At 68.3% G+C, this 24,839-nt stretch carries 18 protein-coding genes; 9 read left to right on the top strand and 9 right to left on the bottom strand.

Features of this window, described 5'->3' with window-relative positions; genetic code table 11:
• The first annotated feature begins 78 nt into the window (after positions 1 to 78).
• Genes GRX31_RS10390 through GRX31_RS10370 form a run of 5 tightly spaced genes read left to right on the top strand, consistent with a single transcriptional unit; the run spans position 79 to position 5,261 of the window.
• Entirely contained in the window at positions 79 to 1,038 is a 960-nt protein-coding gene (locus tag GRX31_RS10390; RefSeq protein ID WP_160852508.1) for a MurR/RpiR family transcriptional regulator, read from the top strand.
• On the top strand, positions 1,035 to 2,072 hold the full coding sequence (locus tag GRX31_RS10385; RefSeq protein WP_160852506.1) for an amino acid ABC transporter substrate-binding protein: 1,038 nt from the start codon (positions 1,035 to 1,037) through the stop codon (positions 2,070 to 2,072). Before GRX31_RS10390 ends, GRX31_RS10385 begins: the two co-directional genes overlap by 4 nt.
• A 20-nt stretch (positions 2,073 to 2,092) precedes the next feature.
• Positions 2,093 to 3,142 carry an amino acid ABC transporter permease gene (locus GRX31_RS10380; protein WP_016445933.1) on the top strand — a complete coding sequence of 350 codons (1,050 nt, stop codon included), beginning with the start codon at positions 2,093 to 2,095 and terminating at the stop codon, positions 3,140 to 3,142.
• A gap of 17 nt (positions 3,143 to 3,159) precedes the next feature.
• Complete coding sequence (locus GRX31_RS10375; RefSeq protein WP_237426648.1) at positions 3,160 to 4,290, top strand: amino acid ABC transporter permease; 1,131 nt, start codon at positions 3,160 to 3,162, stop codon at positions 4,288 to 4,290.
• Complete coding sequence (locus GRX31_RS10370; RefSeq protein ID WP_046982572.1) at positions 4,287 to 5,261, top strand: isoaspartyl peptidase/L-asparaginase family protein; 975 nt, start codon at positions 4,287 to 4,289, stop codon at positions 5,259 to 5,261. The genes GRX31_RS10375 and GRX31_RS10370 overlap by 4 nt, the downstream gene beginning before the upstream one ends.
• Before the next feature lie 712 nt (positions 5,262 to 5,973).
• Here GRX31_RS10370 and phbB read toward each other — a convergent pair.
• From phbB to GRX31_RS10355, 3 genes are all read right to left on the bottom strand, one after another.
• The gene (gene phbB / locus GRX31_RS10365; protein WP_016445929.1) at positions 5,974 to 6,711 is read right to left on the bottom strand and encodes an acetoacetyl-CoA reductase; all 738 of its coding nucleotides are present in this window, start codon (positions 6,709 to 6,711) and stop codon (positions 5,974 to 5,976) included.
• 212 nt (positions 6,712 to 6,923) lie between these two features.
• Positions 6,924 to 8,105 (bottom strand): acetyl-CoA C-acetyltransferase, encoded by a 1,182-nt coding sequence (locus GRX31_RS10360; protein WP_160852504.1) that lies wholly within the window; start codon positions 8,103 to 8,105, stop codon positions 6,924 to 6,926.
• 123 nt (positions 8,106 to 8,228) lie between these two features.
• Entirely contained in the window at positions 8,229 to 10,118 is a 1,890-nt protein-coding gene (locus GRX31_RS10355; RefSeq protein ID WP_046982577.1) for a PHA/PHB synthase family protein, read from the bottom strand.
• Between the two features lie 144 nt (positions 10,119 to 10,262).
• Here GRX31_RS10355 and GRX31_RS10350 point away from each other — a divergent pair, with 144 nt between their 5' ends.
• On the top strand, positions 10,263 to 10,607 hold the full coding sequence (locus GRX31_RS10350; RefSeq protein ID WP_016445926.1) for a hypothetical protein: 345 nt from the start codon (positions 10,263 to 10,265) through the stop codon (positions 10,605 to 10,607).
• Here GRX31_RS10350 and GRX31_RS10345 read toward each other — a convergent pair.
• Together GRX31_RS10345 and maiA are read right to left on the bottom strand one after the other, a co-directional pair.
• On the bottom strand, positions 10,527 to 11,420 hold the full coding sequence (locus tag GRX31_RS10345) for a polyphenol oxidase family protein (RefSeq protein WP_126312832.1): 894 nt from the start codon (positions 11,418 to 11,420) through the stop codon (positions 10,527 to 10,529). The two genes, GRX31_RS10350 and GRX31_RS10345, sit on opposite strands and share 81 nt — an antisense overlap.
• The gene (gene maiA / locus GRX31_RS10340; RefSeq protein ID WP_016445924.1) at positions 11,417 to 12,082 is read right to left on the bottom strand and encodes a maleylacetoacetate isomerase; all 666 of its coding nucleotides are present in this window, start codon (positions 12,080 to 12,082) and stop codon (positions 11,417 to 11,419) included. The genes GRX31_RS10345 and maiA overlap by 4 nt, the downstream gene beginning before the upstream one ends.
• Before the next feature lie 87 nt (positions 12,083 to 12,169).
• Here maiA and GRX31_RS10335 point away from each other — a divergent pair, with 87 nt between their 5' ends.
• The 3 genes from GRX31_RS10335 (at position 12,170) to GRX31_RS10325 (ending at position 16,636) form a co-directional block, all read left to right on the top strand.
• Positions 12,170 to 12,865, top strand: a complete 696-nt coding sequence (locus GRX31_RS10335; RefSeq protein WP_046982570.1) for a fumarylacetoacetate hydrolase family protein — start codon at positions 12,170 to 12,172, stop codon at positions 12,863 to 12,865.
• 147 nt (positions 12,866 to 13,012) lie between these two features.
• Entirely contained in the window at positions 13,013 to 13,576 is a 564-nt protein-coding gene (locus GRX31_RS10330) for an NUDIX hydrolase (RefSeq protein WP_016453500.1), read from the top strand.
• A 249-nt stretch (positions 13,577 to 13,825) separates the two neighbouring features.
• On the top strand, positions 13,826 to 16,636 hold the full coding sequence (locus GRX31_RS10325) for a chemotaxis protein CheW (protein WP_160852502.1): 2,811 nt from the start codon (positions 13,826 to 13,828) through the stop codon (positions 16,634 to 16,636).
• Between the two features lie 19 nt (positions 16,637 to 16,655).
• On the opposite strand, the gene GRX31_RS10320 is transcribed toward GRX31_RS10325, so the two are convergent.
• From GRX31_RS10320 to smc, 4 genes are read right to left on the bottom strand one after another with little or no spacing between them, the layout of a single operon-like run.
• The gene (locus GRX31_RS10320) at positions 16,656 to 17,663 is read right to left on the bottom strand and encodes a patatin-like phospholipase family protein (protein ID WP_160852500.1); all 1,008 of its coding nucleotides are present in this window, start codon (positions 17,661 to 17,663) and stop codon (positions 16,656 to 16,658) included.
• Complete coding sequence (gene ligA, locus GRX31_RS10315) at positions 17,663 to 19,798, bottom strand: NAD-dependent DNA ligase LigA (RefSeq protein ID WP_016453503.1); 2,136 nt, start codon at positions 19,796 to 19,798, stop codon at positions 17,663 to 17,665. The genes GRX31_RS10320 and ligA overlap by 1 nt, the downstream gene beginning before the upstream one ends.
• Before the next feature lie 47 nt (positions 19,799 to 19,845).
• Entirely contained in the window at positions 19,846 to 21,186 is a 1,341-nt protein-coding gene (locus GRX31_RS10310) for a cell division protein ZipA C-terminal FtsZ-binding domain-containing protein (RefSeq protein ID WP_160852498.1), read from the bottom strand.
• A 57-nt stretch (positions 21,187 to 21,243) separates the two neighbouring features.
• Positions 21,244 to 24,771, bottom strand: a complete 3,528-nt coding sequence (smc, locus tag GRX31_RS10305) for a chromosome segregation protein SMC (protein ID WP_160852496.1) — start codon at positions 24,769 to 24,771, stop codon at positions 21,244 to 21,246.
• Positions 24,772 to 24,839 lie beyond the last annotated feature (68 nt).

The following is a 24,839-nucleotide window of genomic DNA, read 5'->3' as shown; positions in this document are numbered from 1 at the left end:
CCGTAGCCAGCGGAACGCATGGATCGTTCGGTTCAGGGTTTCCCCTGAATGAAAGATTTCATTCCTAAAAAATAATGAATGAAAGAGATCATTCACTTTTATTCATTCATGGAACTCCACCCCCACCCCGCCGTACAGGAACTGCTGCGCGCCAGCGTCGATGGCTCGCCCGCCGTCGCCCGGGTCGGCCGCTGGATGGCCGCGCATCCGGTCCTGGCCGTCACGCTGAGCGCCGAGGAAGTGGCCAATGCCTGTGGCGGCTCCCTGGCTGCCGTCAACCGCTTCGCCAAGCACGCCGGCTACGAAGGCTTTGCCGATCTGCGCCTGCACCTGGGCCGCCAGCTGCAACAGGCCCTGGAGCCCGTGAACAAGCTGCGCGCGGCGCACGAGCCTGCCGCAAGCGCCGTGGGAGCGCAGGCCTTCGAGCACACGCAGCGCAATCTGCAGGCGGCCGCACAGGCCTGCGACCCCGGCCTGCTCGATCAACTGGCCCAGCGCATCTGCCGCGCGCGCCGCGTCCTGTTCATGGGCTTTGGCAGCTCCCACCATGTGGCAGCCTTTGGCGCCGACGCGCTGCAGCCCTATCTGCCACAGGTGCTGGAAGTGGCCTGCGCAGGCGGCACGGAGCAAGCCGTCAGGCGCATGACGGGGCTGACGGAGCAGGACGTGCTGATCGCGATCTCGCTGCCGCGCTACTCACGCGAAGCGGTGGAGCTGACGGCGCATGCGCGCCAGCGGGGCGCCCTGACCATCGCCATCACCGACGAGGCCACCAGCCCGCTGGCCGGCCAGGCCGACTACGTGCTGCTGGCACCCGCCGCCCACCCTCTGCTGCCATCGTCGGTGCTGGCGGCCATGGCCATGGTCGAAGCGCTGGCCACCCAGGTCATCCGCGCCACGCCCCAGGCCGTGCGCAGCCTGGTCGAACTGTCCGAGTCGGTGCTTCCCTACCTGATACCGGACAGCAGCCCTGCTTCACCTGCGGCGAGCAAGCCGCAACCCCAGGCCCCCCATCCCGCCGCAAAGGACTCCGCATGAATGCCCCTGCCCGTTTCCGCTCTCTTTTCGCCTCGATGGCCGCCGCGGCCACGCTCGCTGCCGCGCCGGCCCACGCAGGCAAGACGCTGGATGGCATCAAGCAGCGCGGCGCCGTGGCCTGCGGTGTGCACACGGGGCGCGCAGGCTTTGCGCTGGCCGACGGCAGCGGCAACTGGTCCGGGCTGGACGTGGATTTCTGCCGCGCCGTGGCGGCCGCCACCCTGGGCGACGCCACCAAGGTGAAATTCATCCCCACCAGCGGCCAGACACGCATCACGGCGCTGCAGTCCGGCGAGATCGATCTGCTGGCACGCAACACCACCTGGACCTTCACGCGCGACAACGGCCTGGGCCTGATGTGGGCGGGCATCAATTTCCACGACGGCCAGGGCTTCATGGCCAGGAAGAAACCCGGCCTGAACAGCGTCAAGCAGCTCTCTGGCGCCACCATCTGCGTGATCAGCGGATCCACCACGGAAAAGACCCTGTCGGAGTACTTTCGCGCCCACAAGCTCAACTACAAGGCGGTGGTGTTCGACAACCCCGAAGCCGCCCTGCAGGCCTTCAGCAGCGGGCGCTGCCAGGCCTATACCGGCGACCTCGGCGCCCTGGCCGTGCTGCGCGGCAAGGAACTGGCCAACCCCGACGACTACGTGATCCTGCCCGAAGTCATCTCCAAGGAGCCGGCCGGCCCGGCCGTGCGCCGCGGTGACGACGAATGGTTCGCCGTCGTGCGCTGGACACTCAACGCCATGATCGAGGCCGAGGAACTGGGCATCACCCAGGCCAATGCCGACGAGCTCAAGACCCGCTCCGACAGCATCCAGGTCAAGCGTTTCCTGGGCCAGAGCGACGACCTGGGCAAGCAGCTGGGGCTGGACAAGGAATGGGCGCTGCGCATCGTCAAGGCCGTGGGCAACTATGGCGAGAGCTATGAGCGCAACCTGGGCGCCAGGTCGGGCCTGAACGTGCCGCGCGGCAAGAACGCGCTGTTCACCAAGGGCGGCCTGATGATGTCGCCGCCGATGAACTGACGCGCCGAGGGCACCCTGCCATGAACGCCGCGAACGCTGTAGATGCTGTGAAAGCCGTGAATGCCATCGACACCGGGGCACGGCAGCCACCGGCCCCCACCCGGCCACGCTGGGGCCGGCTGGCCTTGCAGCTCGCCATCGGCTGGCTGCTGATATTGCTGCTGGGCTGGCTGGCGCACAACGCCAGCCGCAACATGGCCGCGCGCGGCATTGCCGGGGGCTTCGGCTTTCTGGAGCAGACGGCCGGCTTTTCCATCTCCGAAGGGCTGCTGCCCTACGAGCCCGGCGACAGCTACCTGCGTGCGGTCGCGGCCGGCGTGGCCAACACGGTTCGCGCCGCCGTGCCCGCGCTCGTGCTGGCCACCGTGCTGGGCCTGCTGCTGGGCGTGGCCGCCGTGGCAAGGCATCCGCTGCTGCGCGGCGCCGTGCGCCTCTATGTCGATGTGGCGCGCAACATCCCGCTGCTGGTGCAGGTGCTGCTGTGGTATTTCGCGCTGACTTCGCTGCTGCCCGATGTGGACCGCCCTCTGGCCATCGGCCCCCTGGGCTTTCTGAGCAAGGCGGGGCTGGCCCTGCCCGGCCCGGTGTACGACAGCGCGGCGGGCTGGCACTGGAGTTCCCCGCAACCGGGCATGTTCGGCATCGACGGAGGACTGGCGCTGACGCCTGAATTCCTGGCCCTGGTGGGCGCCCTGGGCCTGTATGCCGCCGCCTATTGCGCGGAGATCGTGCGCGCCGGTCTGCAGGCCGTGCCGCGCGGGCAATGGAATGCTGCCTCGGCCCTGGGCATGCGCCGCGGCCAGCAGCTGCGCCTGGTCGTGCTGCCGCAGGCCCTGCGGGTGATCATTCCCCCCTATACCAACCTGGCGCTCAGCACCATCAAGAACTCCTCGCTGGCCGTGGCCATCGGCTACCCCGACGTGGTGATGGTCGCCAACACCGCCATGAGCCAGACCGGCCAGGCCATCGAATGCGTGACCATCATCGCGGTGGTCTACCTGGCCATCAACCTGCTGACCTCGCTGGCATTGAATGCCTTCAACCAGCGCAGTGCCTTCATCACACGCTAGCCGGGAAAGACCTGCCCATGAGTGCCGTACTCCGCGCACCGGCCCTGCCGGTGGCCCCGCCCCGGGTTCCGCTGGCGCAGGGCGCACCGGCCCTGCCGGTGGCCCCGCCCCGGGTTCCGCTGGCGCAGCGCCTGCGCGCCAGCCTGTTTCCGGATGCGCTCTCCGGGCTCATCACCGCCACGCTGCTGCTGGCCGCGCTGTGGGCGGGCTGGAAACTGCTGGCCTGGGGCCTGCTCGACGCCGAAACCGCAGCCAACCCCGACACATGCCGCGCTGCGGCCGGCGCCTGCTGGGGCGTGGTGCGCGAGAAATACCGCCTGGTATTCCTGGGCCGCTATCCCGTGGCCGAACAGTGGCGCCCCGTCGCCGCCAGCCTTTGGCTGCTGGGCAGCGTGGGCGTGGCGGCGCTACCGCGCTTCTTCGGCCGCGCCGGCATGGCAATGCTGCTGGCCGGGTTGACCGGCTTTGGCGTGCTGATGGCCGGCGGTGTGGCCGGCCTGGCACCCGTGCCCAGCGATCTGTGGGGCGGCCTGCCGCTGACCCTGTTCCTTGCCGTGATCGCCTGCCTGGCCGGCGTTCCGCTGGGCATCCTGCTGGCGCTGGGCCGGCGCTCCAGCCTGCCCTTGATCCGCATCCTGTGCACGGGCTTCATCGAGGCCGTGCGCGGCGTGCCCCTGATCACACTGCTGTTCTTCGGGGCCTTCGTGCTGCCCATGCTGGTGCCCGCGCAATGGAGGGTAGACCCCATGGTCCGCATCGCCGTCTGCCTGGCGGCCTTCAGCGCGGCCTATCTTGCCGAGGTGTTTCGCGGCGGGCTGCAGGCCGTGCCCCAAGGCCAGGTCATGGCGGCCCAGGCCATGGGCTTCACCAGGGTGCAGGTGCTGCGCCACGTGGTCCTGCCGCAGGCGCTGCGCGTGACCATAGCGCCCACGGTGAGCAACTTCATCGGCGCGGTGAAGGACACCTCCCTGGTGGCGATCGTGAACATCTACGACATCACTGGCTCCCTGAAGATGGCCATGAGCGACCCCCACTGGATTGCGTACTTCGTGGAGATGTACATGGTGGTCTGTGCCGTCTACCTGCTCATCGGCCTGGGCATCGCCCGCTATGGCCGCTTCCTGGAATCGCGCTACGCACTCCAATGAACATGCCCCAGAACTCCCGAAAATTTTCCATTGCCGTGCACGGCGGCGCAGGCACCGTCATCCAGGGCCAGGCCGACGAGGCCCCTTACCACGCCGCGCTGGCCCAGGCGCTGGAGGCGGGCGCCGCCCTGCTGCGGCGCGGCGCCAGCGCGCTGGACGCCGTCCAGGCCGCGTGCCAGTCCCTGGAAGACTGCCCGCTGTTCAATGCCGGGCGCGGCTCCGTCTACACACGCGACGCGCGCCACGAGATGGACGCCGGCCTGATGGACGGCAGCAACCTGCGGGCCGGCGCAGTCGCTTCCGTCAGCCAGGTGCGCAATCCGATTGCGCTGGCACGGCATGTTCTTGACGATGGCCAGTGCGTGCTCCTGGTCGGCGAAGGGGCGCAGCGGTTTGCCGATGAGCGCGGGCTGGCGCGGATGGATGCAGGCTACTTCGAATCTGCCGAGCGCCTGGCACAGCTGCGCCGGGTGCAGGCGCAATCCGGCCAGACCGCGCTGCTGGACCACGACGCCAGCGGACTGGCGGCGCACCCTGCTCCGCTGAACGAGAACGGCAAGATGGGCACGGTCGGCGCCGTGGCGCGCGATGTGCATGGCAACCTGGCCGCGGCGGCATCCACCGGCGGGCTGACCAACAAGCGCCCCGGGCGCGTGGGCGACACGCCTGTGGTGGGCGCAGGTTTCTACGCCGACAGCACCACCTGCGCCGTGGCGGCCACCGGAACCGGCGAGCATTTCCTGCGCGCAGCCATCGCGCACGACATCCATGCGCGCATGCGCTACCTGGGGCAAAGCCTGGAACTCGCAGCCGACGCCGCAGTGCGGGGCACGCTGACACACATCGGTGGCCAGGGCGGCGTGGTGGCCGTGGACAGCGACGGACGCGTGCACTGCCCCTTCAACAGCGCCGGCATGTACCGCGGCTACATCGTGGACGACGCGCCTGCCGTGACCCTGATTTTTGCCTGATGGACGTTTTCACCCCGGGTTGACCTGTGCCCACGCATTGCGGGCAACGAGGCGTAACAGCATCGGCATTAGCCCGCCACGCCCGTAAGCCTCTGTCAGAAAACGGATTTTTTCTCACCGCGCCAGAAATCTGTCTTCAAACTGACAGATCACCACCTCCGGGCTTGCAATTGCTTGCGTCCTGGGGCAATCCCTGAGTCAACCTGCCGCCACTGCCCCGCGTTGAACACGCAAAGGAGTGACTGCAATGACCGACATCTTTTCCCACACCGCCCTGCAGACCCGCTTTGCAGCCGCTGCGCTGGCCCAAGCTGTCTGGCCATGGGATGACCGTGACCGCAAGCGCGGCCCCCGCAGCGCTTGAAAACCGGGTCACGAAAAAGTTTCGACTTCCTTCGAAAATTTTTTAAAAACCTGTCAACCAGCTGAATCCAGCCCGCGTTAAGAGAGCAATACAGGAGAAGTTTCCATGCAAACGAACGCCATCATGTCCATCTGGCCCGAAGACGAACGCGATCGCAAGCGCTGAGGCGCTGGCTGGCGCACTCGGTGCCCCAGTCTCTGACACCACCGGTCTGACGGCCTTCCGTGCAGACCCCCTCTTCCACAGAACCCGCTTCAGCGGGTTTTGTCATTTCTGGGCCATTTGCCGCGGGGCTGCCCTACAAAAAAGGAGCCCGGAGGCTCCTTTGCAGTGCGAACCCTTGCAGGTTCAATGCATGTGCAGGCCACCGTTGACCGAAAAATCGGCGCCGGTGGAATAGCCGCCTTCCTCCGAAGCCAGCCAGGCGATGATCGATGCGATCTCGCTGGGCTCGCCCAGGCGCTTGACGGGGATGGTGCCCACGATCTTCTCCAGCACGTCGGGACGGATGGCCTTGACCATGTCGGTGCCGATGTAGCCGGGGCTCACGGTGTTGACGGTCACGCCCTTGGTGGCCATCTCCTGCGCCAGCGCCATGGTGAAGCCGTGCATGCCCGCCTTGGCGGCCGAGTAATTGGTCTGCCCGGCCTGGCCCTTGGCGCCATTGACCGAGCTGATGTTGATGATGCGGCCCCAGCCCTTTTCCACCATGTCGCCCACGACCTGCTTGGTCACGTTGAACATGGAGTTGAGGTTGGTCTCGATGACGGCCTGCCAGTCTTCGGGCGTCATCTTGATGAACATGCGGTCACGCGTGATGCCGGCATTGTTGACCAGCACATCGATGCTGCCGTGCTCGGCCTTGGTCTTGCTGAAGGCTTCGACGGTGGAAGCCCAGTCGCCCACATTGCCCACCGATGCATGGAAGGTGAAACCCAGCGCCTTTTGCTCGTCAAGCCACTTCTGGAAGTCGCGCGACGGACCACAACCTGCGATGACCTTGAAGCCTTCCTTGTGCAGACGCTGGCAGATGGCCGTTCCGATGCCTCCCATTCCCCCTGTGACATACGCTACTTTTTGAGCCATTCTTCTCTCCTGTCAATCAATGGTTGCTTCAGATCAATCTATCCATGACAACCGGAACATTGACGCCGGTTATCGCCAAGGGTGCCTGAGCCTCTGGGCCCGGCCCCCTCGCATGGCTAGTATGCAGCGCGTGCGCTGCGCCCCTCTTCGGGCAGGCCCTAGTCAAGCCTAGGATCTACCCTGAAAGCTTGCTAACGTTTTCCCGGAGCCTTTCAGACGCGCTCCACGGTCATGGCCACGCCCATGCCGCCGCCGATGCACAGGCCGGCCAGACCCTTCCTGGCGCCGCTGCGCTGCATCTCGTGCAGCAGGGTCACCAGGATGCGGGCGCCCGATGCGCCGATGGGGTGGCCGATGGCAATGGCGCCGCCGTTGACGTTGACCTTGGCCGGGTCGATGCCCAGCTCCTGGTTCACCGCACAGGCCTGTGCCGCGAAGGCTTCGTTCAGCTCGAACAGGTCCACGTCCTGCGCAGACCAGCCGGCGCGCTGCAGCGCCTTGCGCGAGGCGAACACCGGGCCCAGGCCCATGGTGGCGGGGTCCAGACCGCTGGTGGCATAGGAGACGATGCGCGCCAGCGGCGTCAGGCCCAGGGCCTTGGCCTTGGAGGCGCTCATCACCATCACGGCGGCGGCGCCGTCGTTCAGGCCCGAAGCATTGCCGGCCGTCACCGAGCCGGCCTTGTCGAAGGCCGGACGCAGGCCTGCCAGCGCCTCGGCGTTGGTCTTGCGGTTGATGTACTCGTCGGCCGCAAAGACCACGGGATCGCCCTTGCGCTGGGGAATGCTGACGGGAACGATCTCATCCACGAACTTGCCGGCGTCCTGCGCGGCCGTGGCCTTTTGCTGGCTGGCCAGGGCCAGGGCGTCCTGCTGTTCGCGGCTGACGCTCTTTTCCTTGGCCACGTTCTCGGCCGTGATGCCCATGTGGTACTGGTTGTAGACGTCCCACAGGCCGTCCACGATCATGGTGTCAGCCATCTTCCACTCGCCCATGCGCTGGCCGTCGCGCGAGCCCGGCAGCACGTGGGGGGACAGGCTCATGTTCTCCTGGCCGCCGGCCACGACGATCTCGCTGTCGCCCGTAGCCACGGCCTGGGCCGCCAGCATCACGGCCTTCAGGCCCGAGCCGCAGACCGCGTTGATGGTCAGGGCCGGGGTTTCCTTGGCGATGCCGGCCTTCATCATGGCCTGGCGTGCAGGGTTCTGGCCTGCGCCAGCGGCCAGCACCTGGCCCATGATGACTTCACCGACCTGGTCGGTGCCGACCTTGGCGCGGCTCAGAGCCTCGCGGATCACGATGGAGCCCAGTTCGGTGGCGGGGATCTTGGCAAGGGTGCCGCCGAACTTGCCAACGGCAGTGCGGACAGCGGAAACGATGACGATGTCTTCCATGATGACGGACCTTTCTTTGGACTCTTGAAGGGATGCCCGGGCACGCACTGCCGAAGCTGCGGCAGCGGCACCCTGCATTCAAGCCGCAGCGTTATTGCGCTGCAGCATCGAAACGATTGTGCCTCAGGCCTTGGCCAGCACGTAGCGGCCCGGGGCCGGCTCGATGGCCGTGTATTCCCTGCCCTTGCCGTACTGCTTTGGCGCCGCGACCAGCTTGCCGCCGTGCTCGGCCAGCCAGGGGCTCCAGTCGGCCCACCAGCTGCCGGGGTACTCGTCGGCGCCGGCCTGCCACTCCTTGAGCGTGGGCGGCAGCTGGCCGTCCTCACGCAGCCAGTAGCTGCGCTTTTTCTTGGCCGGCGGATTGATCACGCCCGCGATGTGGCCGGATGCGCCCATGACGAAACGCTTATCGCCACCCAGCACCTGGGTCGATGCATAGGAGCCGCCCACGGGCACGATGTGGTCCTCGCGCGAGCCGTAGATATAGGCCGGCAGGCGCAGCTGGTGCATGTCGATGCGCTCGCCGCAGACGGTCAGCGCACCGGGCTGGACCAGCTTGTTTTCCAGGTAGAGGTTGCGCAGGTACCAGGCGTAGTACGGGCCGGGCAGGTTGGTGCAGTCGCTGTTCCAGTACAGCAGGTCGAACGGCGGCGGTGTTTCGCCCTTGAGGTAGTTGCCCACCACGTAGTTCCAGACCAGATCGTTGGGACGCAGAAAGCTGAAGGTCGATGCCAGGTCCTGGCCCTTCATGAGGCCGCCCTCGCCCATCTGCATTTCGCGGAAGCGCACCACGGACTCGTCGATGAAGACATCGAGGATGCCGGTGTCGCTGAAGTCGATGAAAGTGGTCAGCAGCGTGACGCTGGCCACGGGAAATGGCACGCCGGCCGGCGCCGTGGCGCGGGCTGTGGATGTGCGGGCGGCGCTGCGGCTGCCAGCCGCGCGCTTGGCTGGAGCCGCCTTGGCCGCCGGAGCAGCAGCTGCGCCATGCTCGCGGTCGTGGCGTGCCTGCAGCACGGCCAGCGCGGTGGACAGCATGGTGCCGCCCACGCAAAAGCCCAGCACGTTGATCTGCTCGGCTCCTGCGATCTCGCGTGCCACGCGGATGCCGGTGAGCACGCCGTCTTCGATGTAGTTGTCCCAGGTCTTGTGCGCAAGGCTGTCGTCGGGATTGCGCCAGCTCATCACGAAGGTGCGGTGGCCCTGGCTGACGGCATAGCGGATCAGCGAGTTGTCGGGCTGCAGGTCCAGGATGTAGAACTTGTTGATGCACGGCGGCACCATGAGGAAGGGACGCTCGTGCACCTTGTCCGTCAGCGGCTTGTACTCGATGAGCTGGAACAGCTCGTTCTCGAACACCACGGCGCCTTCGGTGGTGGCAACGTTCTTGCCCACGGTGAACAGGCTCTCGTCGGTCATGGAGACATGGCCCTGGCGCATGTCGGCCAGCAGGTTGGCCACGCCCAGGGCCAGGCTCTCGCCCTGGGTTTCGATGGCCTTCTTCTGCGCCTCTGCATTGAGTGCCAGGAAGTTGCTGGGCGACATGGCCGCCAGCCACTGTTCCACAGCGAAGCGCACGCGGTTGCGGGTCTTCTCGTCGGCCTGCACGGCCTCGGCCAGGCCCATGAGCATGCGGCTGTTGAGCAGATAGGTGGCTGCGGTGGCCGCCGTCAGCGGGTTGTCGGCCCAGGATTGGGTGTTGAAGCGCTTGTCCTTGGCCAGCAGCGCCTGGGCGCCGCCCTGCTCGCACATGGCCTTGGCGCCGTCCAGGTACTGGCGCTGCAGCTCCAGCAGCTTTTCGGGGTCCAGCGACAGCGCGTTCTCGGGCAAGGCGCCGGGTTCGGGGACTGCAGCCTTCCAGGCCTGGGCCATGTCCGGCATGCCCGCGCCCTGTGCTCCCGGCATTCCCGGTGATCCCATCTGCTGCAGTATCTGCAGCGTCCGGCTCCATTGCTCGTTCCAGAATTGCTGGATGGGTTGGCCTGGCAGGCCTGCGAGTGGGTCAAAATTCATGCTGCATCCTTGTTCGCGGATGCCGTTCGCAATAGCCTGGGGCTTGCGGGGCATCCGTTTTGATTGTGACCCAGGCGAGCCCCCCGTTGCCCGGCACAGCCCTCCACAAAAACCCGTGCCCGGTGCGCCTTTTTCGAATCGACCATGTATCTCGTTGTTATCGCCTGGTTGTATGTCACGCTGATGATGGCCGTGGCCGAAGCCGCCAGCCCCACGGGCAGCATACTCGGCGCCCTGGTCACTTTCGCACTGTATGGACTGCTGCCGCTGTCCATCGTGATCTACATCATGGGTACGCCCGCGCGCAACCGAAAGCGCCATGCGCGCGAACTGGCCGAGCGCCAGGCCTGGCTGGCGCAGCAGCAGGCCTCGCAGGGCACGGCGGACGCACCGGACGCGCCCGCGCCCTCAGTCCTTCCAGATGCAGGCGGCGAATCGGCCGCTGCTGCCCAGGCGGGCAGCGTCGCGCCGGTGCGAAAAGAACCGTGAGTCGTTGAGCACCGTGCACCATGCGTCGCTGCCGTCATTGCCATGGATGGCAGTGATGCCCAGCGCCGCCAGGCGCTGGCGCGCAAGCCCGGCCAGGCTGGCCAGGTACTTGGGGGTGCCCTCGCCCGCCTGAGGTATGGCGGTGAAATGCGCGGCGGCGGCGGCGTCATGCGCGATGAAGGCAGCGCGCACCTCGGCACCGACCTCAAAGGAACGCGGACCGATGCAAGGGCCCAGCCATGCCAGGGTCTGCGGCGCCACCTGCTCGGGCGCGGTCCGGAGCTGATCGGCAAAGCGCTTGAACAGAGACTCCAGCACACCGCCTGCCAACGGCTGACCCGCATGGCCAGGCGGCATTCCGGCCAGACCGCGCCAGCCCGCATGGGCCGCGCCCACCACGGCGCCGCTGCGATGGGCCAGCAGCACGGGCAGGCAATCGGCCACCATGATGGTGCAGACCACGCCCGAGGCGCTGGTCACGCAGGCATCGAAGGCCTGGCCCTGCGCGCTGCCTGCATCCAGTGCGATGACATCCACGCCATGCACCTGCTGCAGGAACACCGCGCAGGCATCCGGCGTATCCGCACGCACGATCTCCTGCAGGCGCTGGCGGTTGGCGCGCACGGCCTGGGGGTCGTCGCCCACATGGTCGCCCAGGTTCAGGCTGCCCCAGGGCGCCGTGCTGACGCCGCCTTCGCGCGAGGTGCACAGCGCGTGCACGCCGGGCGGCGCGGGCCAGTCGGGCACCAGCCAGGATACGGGGATGGTGCCGGGGAGGTTGCCGGGGATGGAGTCAGGCCGGGCCGCGCTCATTCCGCGTCGGGGCAGGCCGAGGGATGGGCCTTCTGGAAGGCCGGCAGCGCCTCGCAGCGATCGACGATGGCCGCCAGGCGCGGCAGGCCGTCCAGGCTCACGTTGAAGCGGCGGCCGTTGAAGATCTGCGGCACCAGGCAGCAATCGGCCAGCGTGGGCGTGTCGCCCCAGCAAAACAGCGAAGGCGGCAGGCCGGCGGCCTCGCGCTCGGCGGCCAGCAGGTCCAGCTGGCGCTCGAAGGCCTCCAGGCCCGATCGCACCCAATGCACGTACCAGCCGCTCTTGGCCTCGTCGGAGACACCCAGGTTGCGCACCAGGTACTTGAGCACGCGCAGGTTGTTGAGCGGATGGATCTCGCAGGCCACCATCTGGGCCAGTGCGCGCACATGGGCACGGCCCAGGGCGTCACGCGGCAGCAGCGGTATTTCGGCATGGGTCTCATCGAGATATTCGATGATGGCCATGGACTGGGTCAGCCAGTGGCCGTCCTCGGTCTCCAGCGCCGGCACCAGCGCATCGCCGACATGCTGGGCATAGGCCGGCGCCTTGTGGTCGCCGCGCAGCAGGTGCACGGGTACGGATTCATAGTCCAGGCCCTTGATCTGCAGCGCAATGCGCACGCGGTAGGAGGCCGACGAGCGGAAGTAGGTGTGGAGCTTCATAGACTGCAAAGCATACCGTGCAGCCGCGCCGATGCATGGCACACTTGCGGCGGCGCCCAAGAGACAAGGCGCCAGAGGAACACCGACATGAGCTACGTTTTCAACCCGCCCGCCGTGGCCAGCGTACCCGTCCTGGGCCGCCCCGAGCGCTTCCCCGTGCACCGCATCTACTGCGTGGGCCGCAACTACGAAGAACACGCCAAGGAGATGGGCTTCACCGGCCGCGAGCCGCCCTTCTTCTTCCTCAAGCCTGCCGACGCCATCGTGCCCGTCGAGGCCGGCACCACGGGCACCATGCCCTACCCCACGCTGACCTCCAACCTGCACCACGAGATCGAGCTCGTCGTGGCCATCGGCAAGGCGGGCAAGAACATCCTGGCAGCCGATGCGCTGGACTACGTCTGGGGCTACGCCGTGGGCCTGGACATGACGCGCCGCGACCTGCAAAACGACATGAAGAAGCAGGGCCGACCCTGGTGCATCGGCAAGGCCTTCGAGCATGCCGCACCCATCGGCCCCATCACCCCGGCAGCCGAGGCCGGCGACATCGCCAAGGCCGCGATCTCGCTGCAGGTCAATGGCGCCGACCGCCAGCGCAGCGACATCGGCAAGCTGATCTGGAACATTGCCGAGACCATCGAGCACCTGTCGGCGGCCTGGGAACTGCAGCCCGGCGACCTGATCATGACGGGCACGCCCGAAGGCGTGGCCGCCGTGGTGCGCGGTGACCTGCTGGAAGGCCGCATCGACGGGCTGAGCCCCTTGAGCGTCAAGATCGCCTGAGTTTTCTCTGAGCCTGGCGACAGGCCGGCAAGGCAGCAGGGAGCACGCTCCCCGGCCTGCCGGCCTTTGTGTTTGAACCCACGGTCCGCCGCACGGAATGCCTTACTGCCTTCCGTCTGGCGGCGCTTTCACTTTCATGGTGTCGGCATGATTTTTCGCAGCCCCATCAAGTTCTGCCGAGCCTGCGGCACGGCGGTGGTCTACCGCCTTCCTGACGATGGCGACACGCGCGAGCGCGCCGTGTGCCCGCACTGCCACACCATCCACTACGAGAACCCGCTGAACGTGGTGGGCACCATCCCCGTGACCGACGACGGCCGCGTGCTGCTGTGCAAGCGCAACATCGAGCCGCGCCGGGGCCTGTGGACCCTGCCCGCAGGCTTCATGGAACTGGCCGAGACCACGGCACGCGGCGCCCAGCGCGAGACCGACGAGGAAGCCGGCGCCGACATCGAGATGGGGCCGCTGTTTTCCATCGTGGACGTGCCCAAGGTCAGCCAGGTCCATCTGTTCTACCGCGCCCGTCTGCGCAGCGAGCAGTTCTACCCCGGCCCCGAGACCATGGAGGCCCGCCTGTTTGCGCAGGCCGATGTTCCCTGGGAGGAACTGGCCTTCCGCACCGTGCGCGTGACGCTGGAGCGCTACTTCGCCGACCGGGCTGCCGGCCTGCTGGACGCGCACCGGGTGCACTCCATCGACCTGAGCCTGTAGGCCTGCACGGCCGCCAGGCACCACCGTGCTGCACGGGGCGCCGGCGTACGCACTGCGGTGATGCCGGGCCATGCCCCGGTGTGGCACCGGACGGGCTGCGGACGGGGAGCAGGCGGCGGTCCGTCACCCCTATGTCACCTTGCAGACACATTTAGTCACAAACTGGCCTCCTTCTTGCTCTTTGCATAGGGCTTTTCCCTGAGCGGAAAAGTTGGTTTACCGAACCTGAACCTGACTGCGGAGCGCCCCATGGCCACATCCCTGCCCACCGACCTGATTCTTCCCCACCTGCGGGAACTCAACCGCAACGCCGCCGACCTGCGCGAGATCCGGCTCATGTGGCGTCTCATCGAGGCTTCGGCCCGCATGCAGGCCTCGCAGCAGGGACAGGCCCTGGTGTCCATGCTGACCGACACGCGCCAGGGGTTGGAGCAGCTGGAGCAAGGCCTGCTGCAGTCGCAGCTGGCCCAGTCCGCGCAGGAAGCCATGGCCCAGCTGGGCATGCAGTCCAGCCATGCCATCGACCTGCTGGTGCGCAGCCTCTACGAGCGCACGGCCGATGTCGGCTTCCTGGCCGCCGATTCCGTGCTGTGCGAGGCCATGGCCCAGCTCGGCGATGGCGACATCCTGCTGGACATGGCCGCGGGCGGCCTGCACGCCTGGCAGGCTCCGCTGCAGCTGCACCTGCAGGCCTACCGTGCCAAGTACACGGTCTACGACGACATCCTGCTGCTGGACACCCAGGGCCAGGTCTGTGCACGCGCCCAGGCAGGCGACAAGCCGCTGCCGCCCTGCGCCGAGGGCTGGTTTCAGCAGTGCCTGCAGCAGGCCGGCCATGTCAGCCATTTCGGCGCCAGCTGCGTGCTGCCCGGCGCAGACCGCCTGATCTACGCGCAGCGCCTGCTGCATCCACGCACCATGGCGGTGCTCGGCGTACTGTGCCTGAGCTTCGACTTCGCGGCCGAGATGCAGGCCATCTTTGCCTCGGGCGGGCCTCGCGCCCAGGTGGGACTGCTGCTGGATGCGGCTGGACTGGTCATTGCCAGCAGCGATGACCACTGGATCGCCCCCGGCAGCCGCGTGCCCATGCACCACGGCGATGCCGTGCAGCCGCTGATCCACGCCGGCCGCACCTATCTGGTGCGTACGGCACGCGCCCTGCCCTACCAGGGCTATGCGGGCCCCGAGGGCTGGCAGACCCAGGTCATGGCGCCGCTGGACCTGGCCTTCGCCACCCAGCAAAGGCCGCAGGTCCTGCAGGCACTGGAGCCTGCCATCGCCGAAGGACTGATGGCCCAGTCCCGGGGCTTTTGCCCGCCCCTGCACGCCATGGCACGCGCGGCCGACGACATACGCCGCGTGGTCTGGAACGGCCAGGTGCTGGCTGCCAGCCAGGCGCCGGAGTCCCCCGTGCAGGGCACGGCCCACCCGGACCCGCTGCAGGCCGTGCTGGAGCAGATGAGCGAGACCGGCGACCTGACCCATGCCGTGTTCACGCGCGCCATCCACGGCCTGCACGAGACGGCGCTGTCCACGCGGCTGCAGGAGCACACCACGCTGAACCGGCTGCTGATGGACCTGCTGGAGCGCAATCTCTACGAACGCGCCAACGATTGCCGCTGGTGGGCCCTGACGCCAGGCCTGCAGAAAGTGCTGCAAGACAACAGCGGCTGCCTGGCCCTGTCGGTACAGGCACACGACGCCGCGCAGCGTCTGCTGGAGCAGCTCAATGCGCTGTACACCGTCTATGCGCGCATTGCGCTGTATGACGCCCAGGGCCTGGTGCTGGCCTGCAGCCATGAGGACGAACCCGGTCTGCCGCTGTCACCCGGCGTGCGCGTGCAGGCATCGGCACTGCAGGCCACCATGGCGCTGCGCGATGCCCAGGCCTATCACGTGCAGGAGCTGGACGATGGGGGCCTGCCCGTCCACGTCTACCACGCCGCATTGCGCGCCCCCTCAACCACCAATGGACATGGGCATGGGCAGGGCGCAGATCAGGGCCCCGCCATCGGCGGCATTGCCCTGCTGTTCCACACGCGCCGAGAACTGCAGGCCATGCTGCAGGCCGCTGCACCGGAGCAGTCCGAAGACGCCGGCCCCGAAGACCACGGCCTGCCCCGTTTGCCGATGGAGGCTTTCTACGTGGCACGCGACGGCCGCATCATCGCCGCCAGCCACGGCGGTCGGCCGCTGGGCAGTTGCATAGAAGGCGTGGCCGGGCTGGCAACGCTGGCCGATGGAGAGGTACGCAGCAGCATCGAGGAAATCGAAGGCCACTACTGCATCGTCGGCATGGCTGCCGGGCGCGGCTACCGCGAGTTCCGGCTGGACCAGGGCGCGGCACGCGATGCAAAGGAAAGCGCAACGGAGGACACACTGGCCGGCCTCGTCAGCCTGAGCCTTCAGCGGCTGGGCCCTGTGCATGCCGATGCGCGCAACCGCGCCCTGCGCCTGGCGCCGGCCACGCGGCTGGATGGCTCGCGTCCTGTCGCGCGTGCGCTCGCCGCGCACGGCGGCGGCGATGCGCCGGTGGAACTGGCCAGCTTCTACGTGGGCGCCAGCCTGCTGGCCCTGCGGGCGGCCGATGTCTGCGAGGCCCTGCCCGCCAGCGCCATCTCGCCCGTGGCGGCAGGGCGGCTGCCGTTTTGCGTGGGTGCGCTGGCGCGGCGCAGCCAGGGCAGCGTCAGCGGCTATGTCTGGGTGTTCGACCTGGCCGCGCTGCTGCAGGGCCGGCCCGGCGTGGTCACCGAGCAGTCGCAGGTCATCGTGGTCCAGCACGGAGGCCTGCGCGTGGGGCTGCTGGTCAGCGCGCTGCAAGGCGTGCACCGGCTGCCGGCCAGCGCGCTGGTGGAATCGCCCATGCTCAGCGTGGCCTCCACGACGCCGGCCCTGGTGCGGGAGCTGGTGCATGCCGGCGCGGGCCTGCCGCTGATCCAGTGCCTGGATCCGGCTGCATTGATGCAACGGCTGCAGCCTTCGCGCGGCGCGGCGGCCAACGCAGACCGCAGCGCGGCAGCAGTGGAGCGCGAGGCGGCCTGGGATGCCCAGGCGGCATAGGGCGCGTTCCCCCGGGGCCTCACAGACCCCAGTGGCGCAGGCCGGGCAGCGCGGCCTGCGTCGCCTCGTAGCCTTCGTCGATGGCCTCGCGGGCGCGGTGGAAGTCCAGCAGGCCCAGGTGGGACAGGCGCGGGGCGATCACCAGCTCGGGCGGGTCACCCGCCATGCGGCTGCGCGTGATGCGCATCTGCATGATGTTGACGCTGGTCATCACCACGTCCAGCAGCGAGGGCGGCCGGGGCGGGGGCTCGGTCTCGCGGCCTGCCTCATCGCGGTGGTGGCCGGGCATCCACCCCATCACGCCGCGCTGCAGCCGGCGCATCCAGGCCGAGCCGGCCACGGCGCTGGCCTGGCCCGACAGGTCCTCGGGCGCCACGCCCTGCTCCACGGCGGGCGGGGCCTCCTCCAGCGGCGGCGCAGCGGCCATGGCGGCAGCGGGCGCCAGCGGCCGCATGTGGCGCCGCATGATGTCGGCATTGAGATCGACCGCGATCACGATGTCCGCGCCCATGGCGCGCGCCAGCGAGGCGGGCACGGGGTTGACGATGCCGCCATCGACCAGCAGCCGCCCTTCGCGCTGCACGGGCGTGAACAGGCCGGGCAGCGCGATGGAGGCGCGCACGGCATCGGCGATGGAGCCCTTGCGCAGCCAGACCTCGGCACCCGAATGCAGGTCGGTGGCCACGGCGCCGAAGGGAATCTTCAGATCCTCGATGGCCGAGTCCACGAAATGCTCGCGCCAGAACGAGATCAGCTTCTCGCCCTTGAGCATGCCGCCCGCGATGTTGAAGTCCATGAAGCCGAAGACCTTGCGCATGCCCAGGCCCAGCACCCATTCCTCGAAGCGCTGCATTTCACCGGCCGCATAGGAGGCGCCCACCAGGGCGCCGATGGACGAGCCGCAGATGATGTCGGGCCGCAGGCCCGCATCCTCGAGCGCGCGCAGCACGCCGAAATGCGCCCAGCCGCGCGCCGACCCGCTGCCCAGCGCCAGGCCGACCACGGGTTTGCGCGGACTCAGCGCCATCAGCCCTGCTCCGCTGCGGCTGCAGCAGGGGGGTCACCCGCCAGCAGGGCCAGCATGCCGGCCTCGTCCAGCACGGGCACACCCAGTTCCTCGGCCTTGGCCAGCTTGCTGCCGGCCTCGGCGCCCGCGACCACGTAGCTGGTCTTTTTGCTGACCGATCCGGAGACCTTGGCGCCAGCGGCCTCCAGCATCTCCTTGGCCTGGTCGCGGCCCAGCGTGGGCAGCGTGCCGGTGAGCACCACGGTCATGCCGGCCAGGGGCTGGGCGGTCTGCTCGCGCGCCGCGCCCTCTTCCCAGTGCACGCCGCAGGCACGCAACTGCTCGACCACCTCGCGGTTGTGGGGCTGGGCGAAGAAGGTGTGGATGCTCTCGGCCACGATGGGCCCGACGTCGCGCACCTGCAGCAGTTGCTCGACGCTGGCGTCCATGATGGCGTCCAGCTGGCCGAAATGGCGGGCCAGGTCCTTGGCCGTGGACTCGCCGACCTGGCGGATGCCCAGGCCGAAGAGGAATCGCGCCAGCGTGGTCTTCTTGGATTTCTCCAGCGCATCCAGCACGTTCTGGGCCGACTTCTCGGCCATGCGGTCCAGCGATGCCAGGGCCACCAGGCCCAGGCGGTAGAGGTCGGGCAGCGTGCGCACCACATGGCCGTCCACCAACTGGTCCACCAGCTTGTCGCCCAGGCCCTCGATGTCCATGGCGCGCCGCGCGGCGAAGTGCAGGATGGCCTCCTTGCGCTGCGCCGGGCAGAACAGGCCGCCCGTGCAGCGGTGGTTGGCCTCGCCCTTGGGGCGCGACACCGCGCTGCCGCAGATGGGGCATGCAGCGGGCATGCGGAAGTTGGGCACATAGGCCGGCCGGTCGCCGGGCACGCGGCCCACGACTTCGGGAATCACATCGCCGGCGCGGCGCACGACCACGGTGTCGCCGGTGCGCACGCGCTTCTTGCGGATCTCGAACAGGTTGTGCAGCGTGGCATTGGTGACGATGACGCCGCCCACGGCCACGGGCGCCAGGCGCGCCACGGGGGTGAGCTTGCCCGTGCGGCCGACCTGTATGTCGATGCCTTCCATGCGCGTGGGCATTTCCTCGGCCGGGTACTTGTGGGCCACGGCCCAGCGCGGCTCGCGCGAGACAAAGCCCAGCTGGCGCTGCTGGGCCAGGCTGTTAACCTTGTAGACCACGCCGTCGATCTCGTAGGGCAGCGTGGCGCGCTCGGCGCCCATGCGCTGGTGGAAGGCCACCAGCTCGGCCGCACCCTTGGCAATGCAGACCTGGGGCGCCACCGGGAAGCCCCAGTCGCGCAGCGTCTGCAGCATGGCGTAGTGGGTGCCGAAGTCGGGGCCGCCCTGCGCGGCCGGCGTGATCTCTCCCAGGCCATAGGCGAAGAAGGACAGCGGTCGCTGCGCAGCAATGCCCGAGTCCAGCTGGCGCACCGAGCCCGCCGCCGCATTGCGCGGATTGGCAAAGCTCTTGCCGCCGGCGGCCTGCTGGCGTTCGTTGAGCCGGACGAAGTCGGCGCGGCCCATGTAGACCTCGCCGCGCACCTCGACCACGGGCGGCACGCCCTTGCCTTCGGGAAGGGACAGCGGAATCTTGCGGATGGTGCGGATGTTGTGTGTGACGTCCTCGCCCACCTCGCCGTCGCCGCGCGTGGTGGCCTGCACCAGGCGGCCGTTCTCGTAGCGCAGGTTCATGGCCAGGCCATCGAACTTGGGCTCGGCCACGTATTCCACGGGCGGTGCGCCTTCGGCCAGTTCCAGCTCCTTGCGGATGCGTGCGTCGAAGGCCTCGGCTCCCGTGGCCTCGTTGTCGGTCTCGGTGCGGATGCTGAGCATGGGCACGGCATGGCGCACGGGCATCAGGCCGTCGAGCACGGCGCCGATCACGCGCTGCGTGGGCGAGTCCGGGGTGACCAGTTCGGGGTAGGCACCTTCCAATGCCTGCAATTGCTGGAAGACGCGGTCGTACTCGCCGTCGGGCACGGTGGGCGTGTCCAGCACGTAGTACTCATGTGCCCATTGGTTGAGCTGGGCGCGCAGCGCCTGCACCTTGGCCAGCACCTTGTCGGGGGCGGCCCCGGACTCCGGCGCCGCGGGGGCTGCGCCGGAGAAGAGATCCAGATTGTCGTTCATGGGGTTGAGGCCAGGAGCCTGTTGTGCACCAGGGGCACCGCGCCGCGTCAGCTGAACAGTCGCCGCGCCAGCATGGAGCCCGCCGACAGCTCGCGGCTGTCGAGCTTGTCATAGAGTTGTTCCAGGTCGTGCTGGATGGGGTCCAGCGCCATGGCCGGCAGCAGGTAGCCGTTCTGGTCGCAGAGCACGCCGTCCATGGTCTGGCACAGGCGCTCGGCCACCTGGCGCAGCTGCACGAAGGCCTGCTCGCCGCGCGGCACCTGGGGCACGTCCAGGCTCAGCAGGAACTCGCGCACCACCGAGGTGTCCAGGTCGTCGGCCATGGCCGCCTGCGGGTCGTAGTTGAGCACCAGCACCGGCGGCATGCCGGGCGTGGGCGAAGGCAGGGCCATGCGCCCGGGCATGGAGCCCGGCAGAAAGCCCTGGCGCGATGCGTTCTGCTGCACATAGCCCGCGCTCCAGGAGGCCTGGCGTGCGCGCAGCATGAAGGTGAGCTGGGCATCGTGCTCGCTGGCGAACTGGTCGAGCTCGCGCGCACGCGCCACTTCCTGCAGCATGTCGGGCACGTCGGGCGTGGCGCCCAGCGCGTCGGCAAAGCGCTGCACCTTGGCAACGAACTCGGAGAACTCGATCTCGTTGAGCGCACCCGTGCGGTTGGCCAGCTGCACGCCGGCCTGGAAACCCAGGTAGCGCTGGCCGGGCTGCAGCGGCTCCCACTGGTGGGTGGACTGGTTCATGCCTTCGATGGCAAACGGCTTGTTGCCCGCGCGCCGCGTGGCCGGCTGGGCCTGCAGCGCCAGTTCGCCAGGCACGGCCTGGCCGACCTGCACGGGGGCAATGGCATCGATCAGCGCATCCAGGCCCGGCCGGCTGGCCGCAGCGCTGGTCAGGGCCGCGTCGTTGAGGGAAGGCTCGATGGACTGCGGTGCCAACGGGGATGGCGCAGGCACTGACGCAGATGCGGGTGCCGATGCGCTGGCGTCTTCAGCCGCCTGCAGGGCATGGGCAGCCTGCGCGGTCTGCACCGACTGGGCTGCCTTGGCCGCCAAAGCGGCCTGGGCCTCGGCCTGGCGCTGCTGCTCTTCGAGCTGGACCAGATGGGCCAGTTCGGCATCGGTTTCGGCAAAGCGGTCCACGGCGGCAGGGCTCTGGCCCGGGGCTGCGGTGCCGAAGTCGCCCAGCACGGGCTCGCGCAGGCTGTGCGTCAGGTCCGGGCCGTGGCCCACGGTGTCCATGCCGGGTTCATGGCGCGAGGGATCGCGCTGCGCCTCTTCGACGGGGTCGGCGCGCTTGGGTGCGTTGCGGCGTGCGGACCAGCTGTTGTAGGCAATGATCAGGGCCAGCACCACAAAGCCCAGGACGGCCAGACTGATTTGCAGGTTACTCATGGAATGAAGGAATGAAACGTCGTTCCAGCAAATGGGTTCGGAAGGTTGCGGACATGCTCAGGATAGCTCAGCCATGGACAGCGCGGACTCCATGTCCACGGCCACGATGCGGGACACGCCCTGCTCCTGCATGGTCACGCCGATGAGCTGCTGCGCCATTTCCATGGCGATCTTGTTGTGGCTGATGAACAGGAACTGCGTGCCCTTGCTCATGCTGGCCACCAGCTTGGCATAGCGCTCGGTGTTGGCGTCGTCCAGCGGCGCGTCCACCTCGTCCAGCAGACAGAACGGCGCCGGGTTGAGCTGGAAGATGGCGAAGACCAGGGCAATCGCCGTCAGCGCCTTCTCGCCACCGGACAGCAGGTGGATGGTCTGGTTCTTCTTGCCGGGCGGCTGCGCGATCACCTGCACGCCCGAGTCGAGGATTTCATCGCCGGTGATCACCAGCTTGGCCTGGCCACCGCCGAACAGCTCGGGGAACATGCGCCCGAAATGCCCGTTCACGGTCTCGAAGGTGCCCGACAGCAGCTCGCGCGTCTCGGCGTCGATCTTGCGGATGGCATCTTCCAGCGTGTTCATGGCCTGGGTCAGGTCCTCGGTCTGCGCGTCAAGGAAGGTCTTGCGCTCGCGCGCCAGCTTCAGCTCGTCCAGCGCCGCCAGGTTGACGGCGCCCAGGGCGGCGATCTCGCGGTGCAGCCGGTCGATTTCGCCCTGCAGGCCGTGCATGCGCACATTGGCCTCGGCAATGGACTGGGAGACGGCTGCCAGGTCGGCACCGGCCTCCTCCAGCAGGGTGGAGTACTGCTCCAGGCCCAGGCGCGCGGCCTGCTCCTTGAGCTGGAATTCGGTGATGCGCTGGCGCAGCGGGTCCAGCGCCTTCTCCAGCTGCTGGCGGCGTTCGTCGCTGGCGCGCAGCTTGTTGGTCAGGTCGTCATATTCGCTGCGGCGCGCGGCCACGGCCTGCTCGCGCTGCATCTTCAGATCCAGCGCGTCCTGCAGGCCGCCCTGGGCGGCGGCATCGGTCAGGCGCGTGAGTTCGTCCTGCGCGCGCTGCTGCTCGTCGGCCAGCGAGCGGGCCTGCTGGCTGGCCGTCTCTATGGTGCGGCTGAGTTCGCCCCGGCGAGCCTCCAGGCTGCGCCGCGAGAAAGTGGCCTCCTGGGCCTGGCGCTCCAGCGTGCGCAGCTGCTCGCGCGATTCGTTCAGGCGCCGCTCGGACTCCAGCACCTTGTCGCCCAGCTGGGCATGGCGCTCCTGGCTGTCGGCCAGCTGCATGTCCAGTTCCTCGAAGCGGGCTTCGGCCGCCACGCGGCGCTCCTCGATGTCGGACAGCTGGGCCTCGACCTCGGCCAGGTCGGCGCTGATCTGGGCATTGCGTGCACGGGCCTGCTCGGCCAGCTGCGACAGTCGCAGCGTCTCGACCTGCAGCTCGTGGGCACGGCTTTGCGATTCGCTGGCCTCGCGCCGGGCGCTGACCAGGCGCTGCGAGGCCTCGGCATAGGCGCTTTCGGCACGCACCAGGGCCGTGCGCGACTCGTCGGAGATCAGCGCCTGGGCACGCACTTCCTTTTCAAGGTGCTCGATTTCCTGGGCGCGGGCCAGCAGGCCGGATTGCTCCGAGTCCTGCGCATAAAAGCTCACGCTGTGGCTGCTGACGGCATGGCCCGTGGGCACATAGACCGTCTCGCCGGGCCGCAGCTCGCCGCGACGCGACAGCGCCTCTTCCAGCGTGGGCGCCGTGTAGCAGTCCTGCAGCCAGTCGCCGAGCACGGCGCGCAGGCCGGCATCGTTCACGCGCAGCAGGTCCGACAGGTGCTGCCAGCGGCCGGCGGCCGGCGCGGGCGCGCCTTGCGGCGGGCTGAAGAAGGCCAGGCGCGCGGGGGGCGCATCGTGCCCGCCTGCGCCCAGGAAGCCGCGCACCATGTCGAGCCGGCCCACTTCCAGCGCGCCCAGGCGTTCGCGCAGCGCGGCCTCCAGCGCGTTTTCCCAGCCGGGCTCGATGGCAATGCGGCTCCACAGGCCCTGCATGCCGTCCAGGCCGTGCTTGGCCAGCCAGGGCTGGAGCTTGCCGTCTGTCTTGACCTTTTCCTGCAGGGCCTTGAGGGCTTCCAGCCGCGCCGACAGGTCGGCATGGCGCGCGGCCTCGGCATTGACGGCCTGCTGGCGCGTGCGACGGTCCTCATCGAGCTGGGGCACGGAGTCCTGCAGCTCGTTGAGCACGGCATCGGCCATTTCAGCCAGTTCGCGGGCCTCGTCCAGCTGGGACTGCAGATTGTGGAGGCGGGCCTCGTCGGGTGTCTCCAGCGCATTGCGGTCGGCGCGCAGTCGCTCGAAGCGGGTCTCGAACTGGCGGCGCTGCTCGTCCAGGCTGCGCTGCTCAGCGGCCAGCACCTGGATCTGCTGCTGCACCTGCACCACGCTGGCGCGCTGGTCGGCATCGGCCTTCTGGGCATTGCGCAGCGCCTCTTCCAGGTCGGGCAGGCGCATGCTCTGCTCCTCGACCTGGGCGGCCAGCATCTCGGCCTGTTCCTCGGCGTCCATACCGGCGCCGTCGAGATTTTCGATTTCGGCTTCGGCCTCCTCGCGGCGGCTGTTCCACAGCAGCACCTGCTCGGACAGCTGCTGCAGCCGCTGCTGCACGCGCTGGCGGCCTTCGAGCACGTAGCGGATCTCGGCCTCCAGCTTGCCGACCTCGGCCGTGGATTCGTAGAGCTTGGCCTGGGCCTGGTTGACCTGGTCGCTGGCGTCATAGTGGGCCTGGCGCAGGGTTTCGAGTCCGCTTTCGTTGTTGCGGATGTCGGCCATGCGCTCTTCCAGCTCGTTGACGGCCTTCAGGCCCTCCACGCGCACGCGGTCCTGCTCGGCCTCGGCCTCGGCGCGCTTGAGAAACCACAGCTGCTGCTGCTTGAGCGTGACCTGGGACTGCAGCGCGTTGTACTGCGCCGCCACCTCGGCCTGCTTCTCCAGCCGGTCGAGGTTGTTGTTGAGCTCGCGCAGGATGTCCTCCACGCGCGTGAGGTTCTCGGTGGTGGCCGAGAGTCGGTTCTCGGTCTCGCGCCGGCGCTCCTTGTACTTGGACACGCCTGCGGCCTCTTCCAGGAACAGGCGCAGCTCTTCGGGGCGCGACTCGATGATGCGGCTGATCGTGCCCTGGCCGATGATGGCGTAGGCGCGCGGGCCCAGGCCCGTGCCCAGGAACACGTCCTGCACGTCACGGCGGCGCACGGCCTGGTTGTTGATGAAGTAGCTGCTGTTGCCCTCGCGCGTGAGCACGCGCTTGACGGCGATCTCACCGAACTGGCCCCACTGGCCGCCCGCACGGTGGTCGCTGTTGTCGAAAACCAGTTCCACGCTGGAGCGGCTGGCCGGCTTGCGGTGCGTGGTGCCGTTGAAGATCACGTCCTGCATGGACTCGCCGCGCAGCTCGCTGGCCTTGCTCTCGCCCAGCACCCAGCGCACCGCATCCATGATGTTGGACTTGCCGCAGCCGTTGGGGCCCACCACGCCCACCAGTTGACCCGGCAGCATGAAGTTGGTGGGCTCGGCGAAGGACTTGAAGCCGGACAGCTTGATGGAATTCAGGCGCACGATGCAGGCACAAAGCGGTCCGCGGCGAACGGACAAACAAGGAGGTGGGGAAAGAACAAGGCAGCTCG

Origin of the sequence: Delftia sp. CH05 (assembly GCF_009827015.1) — a bacterium.
Taxonomy (GTDB): domain Bacteria; phylum Pseudomonadota; class Gammaproteobacteria; order Burkholderiales; family Burkholderiaceae_C; genus Comamonas; species Comamonas tsuruhatensis.
The sequence above is the reverse complement of the archived record's forward strand: the minus strand, read 5'-3'. Positions and strand labels throughout refer to the sequence as shown.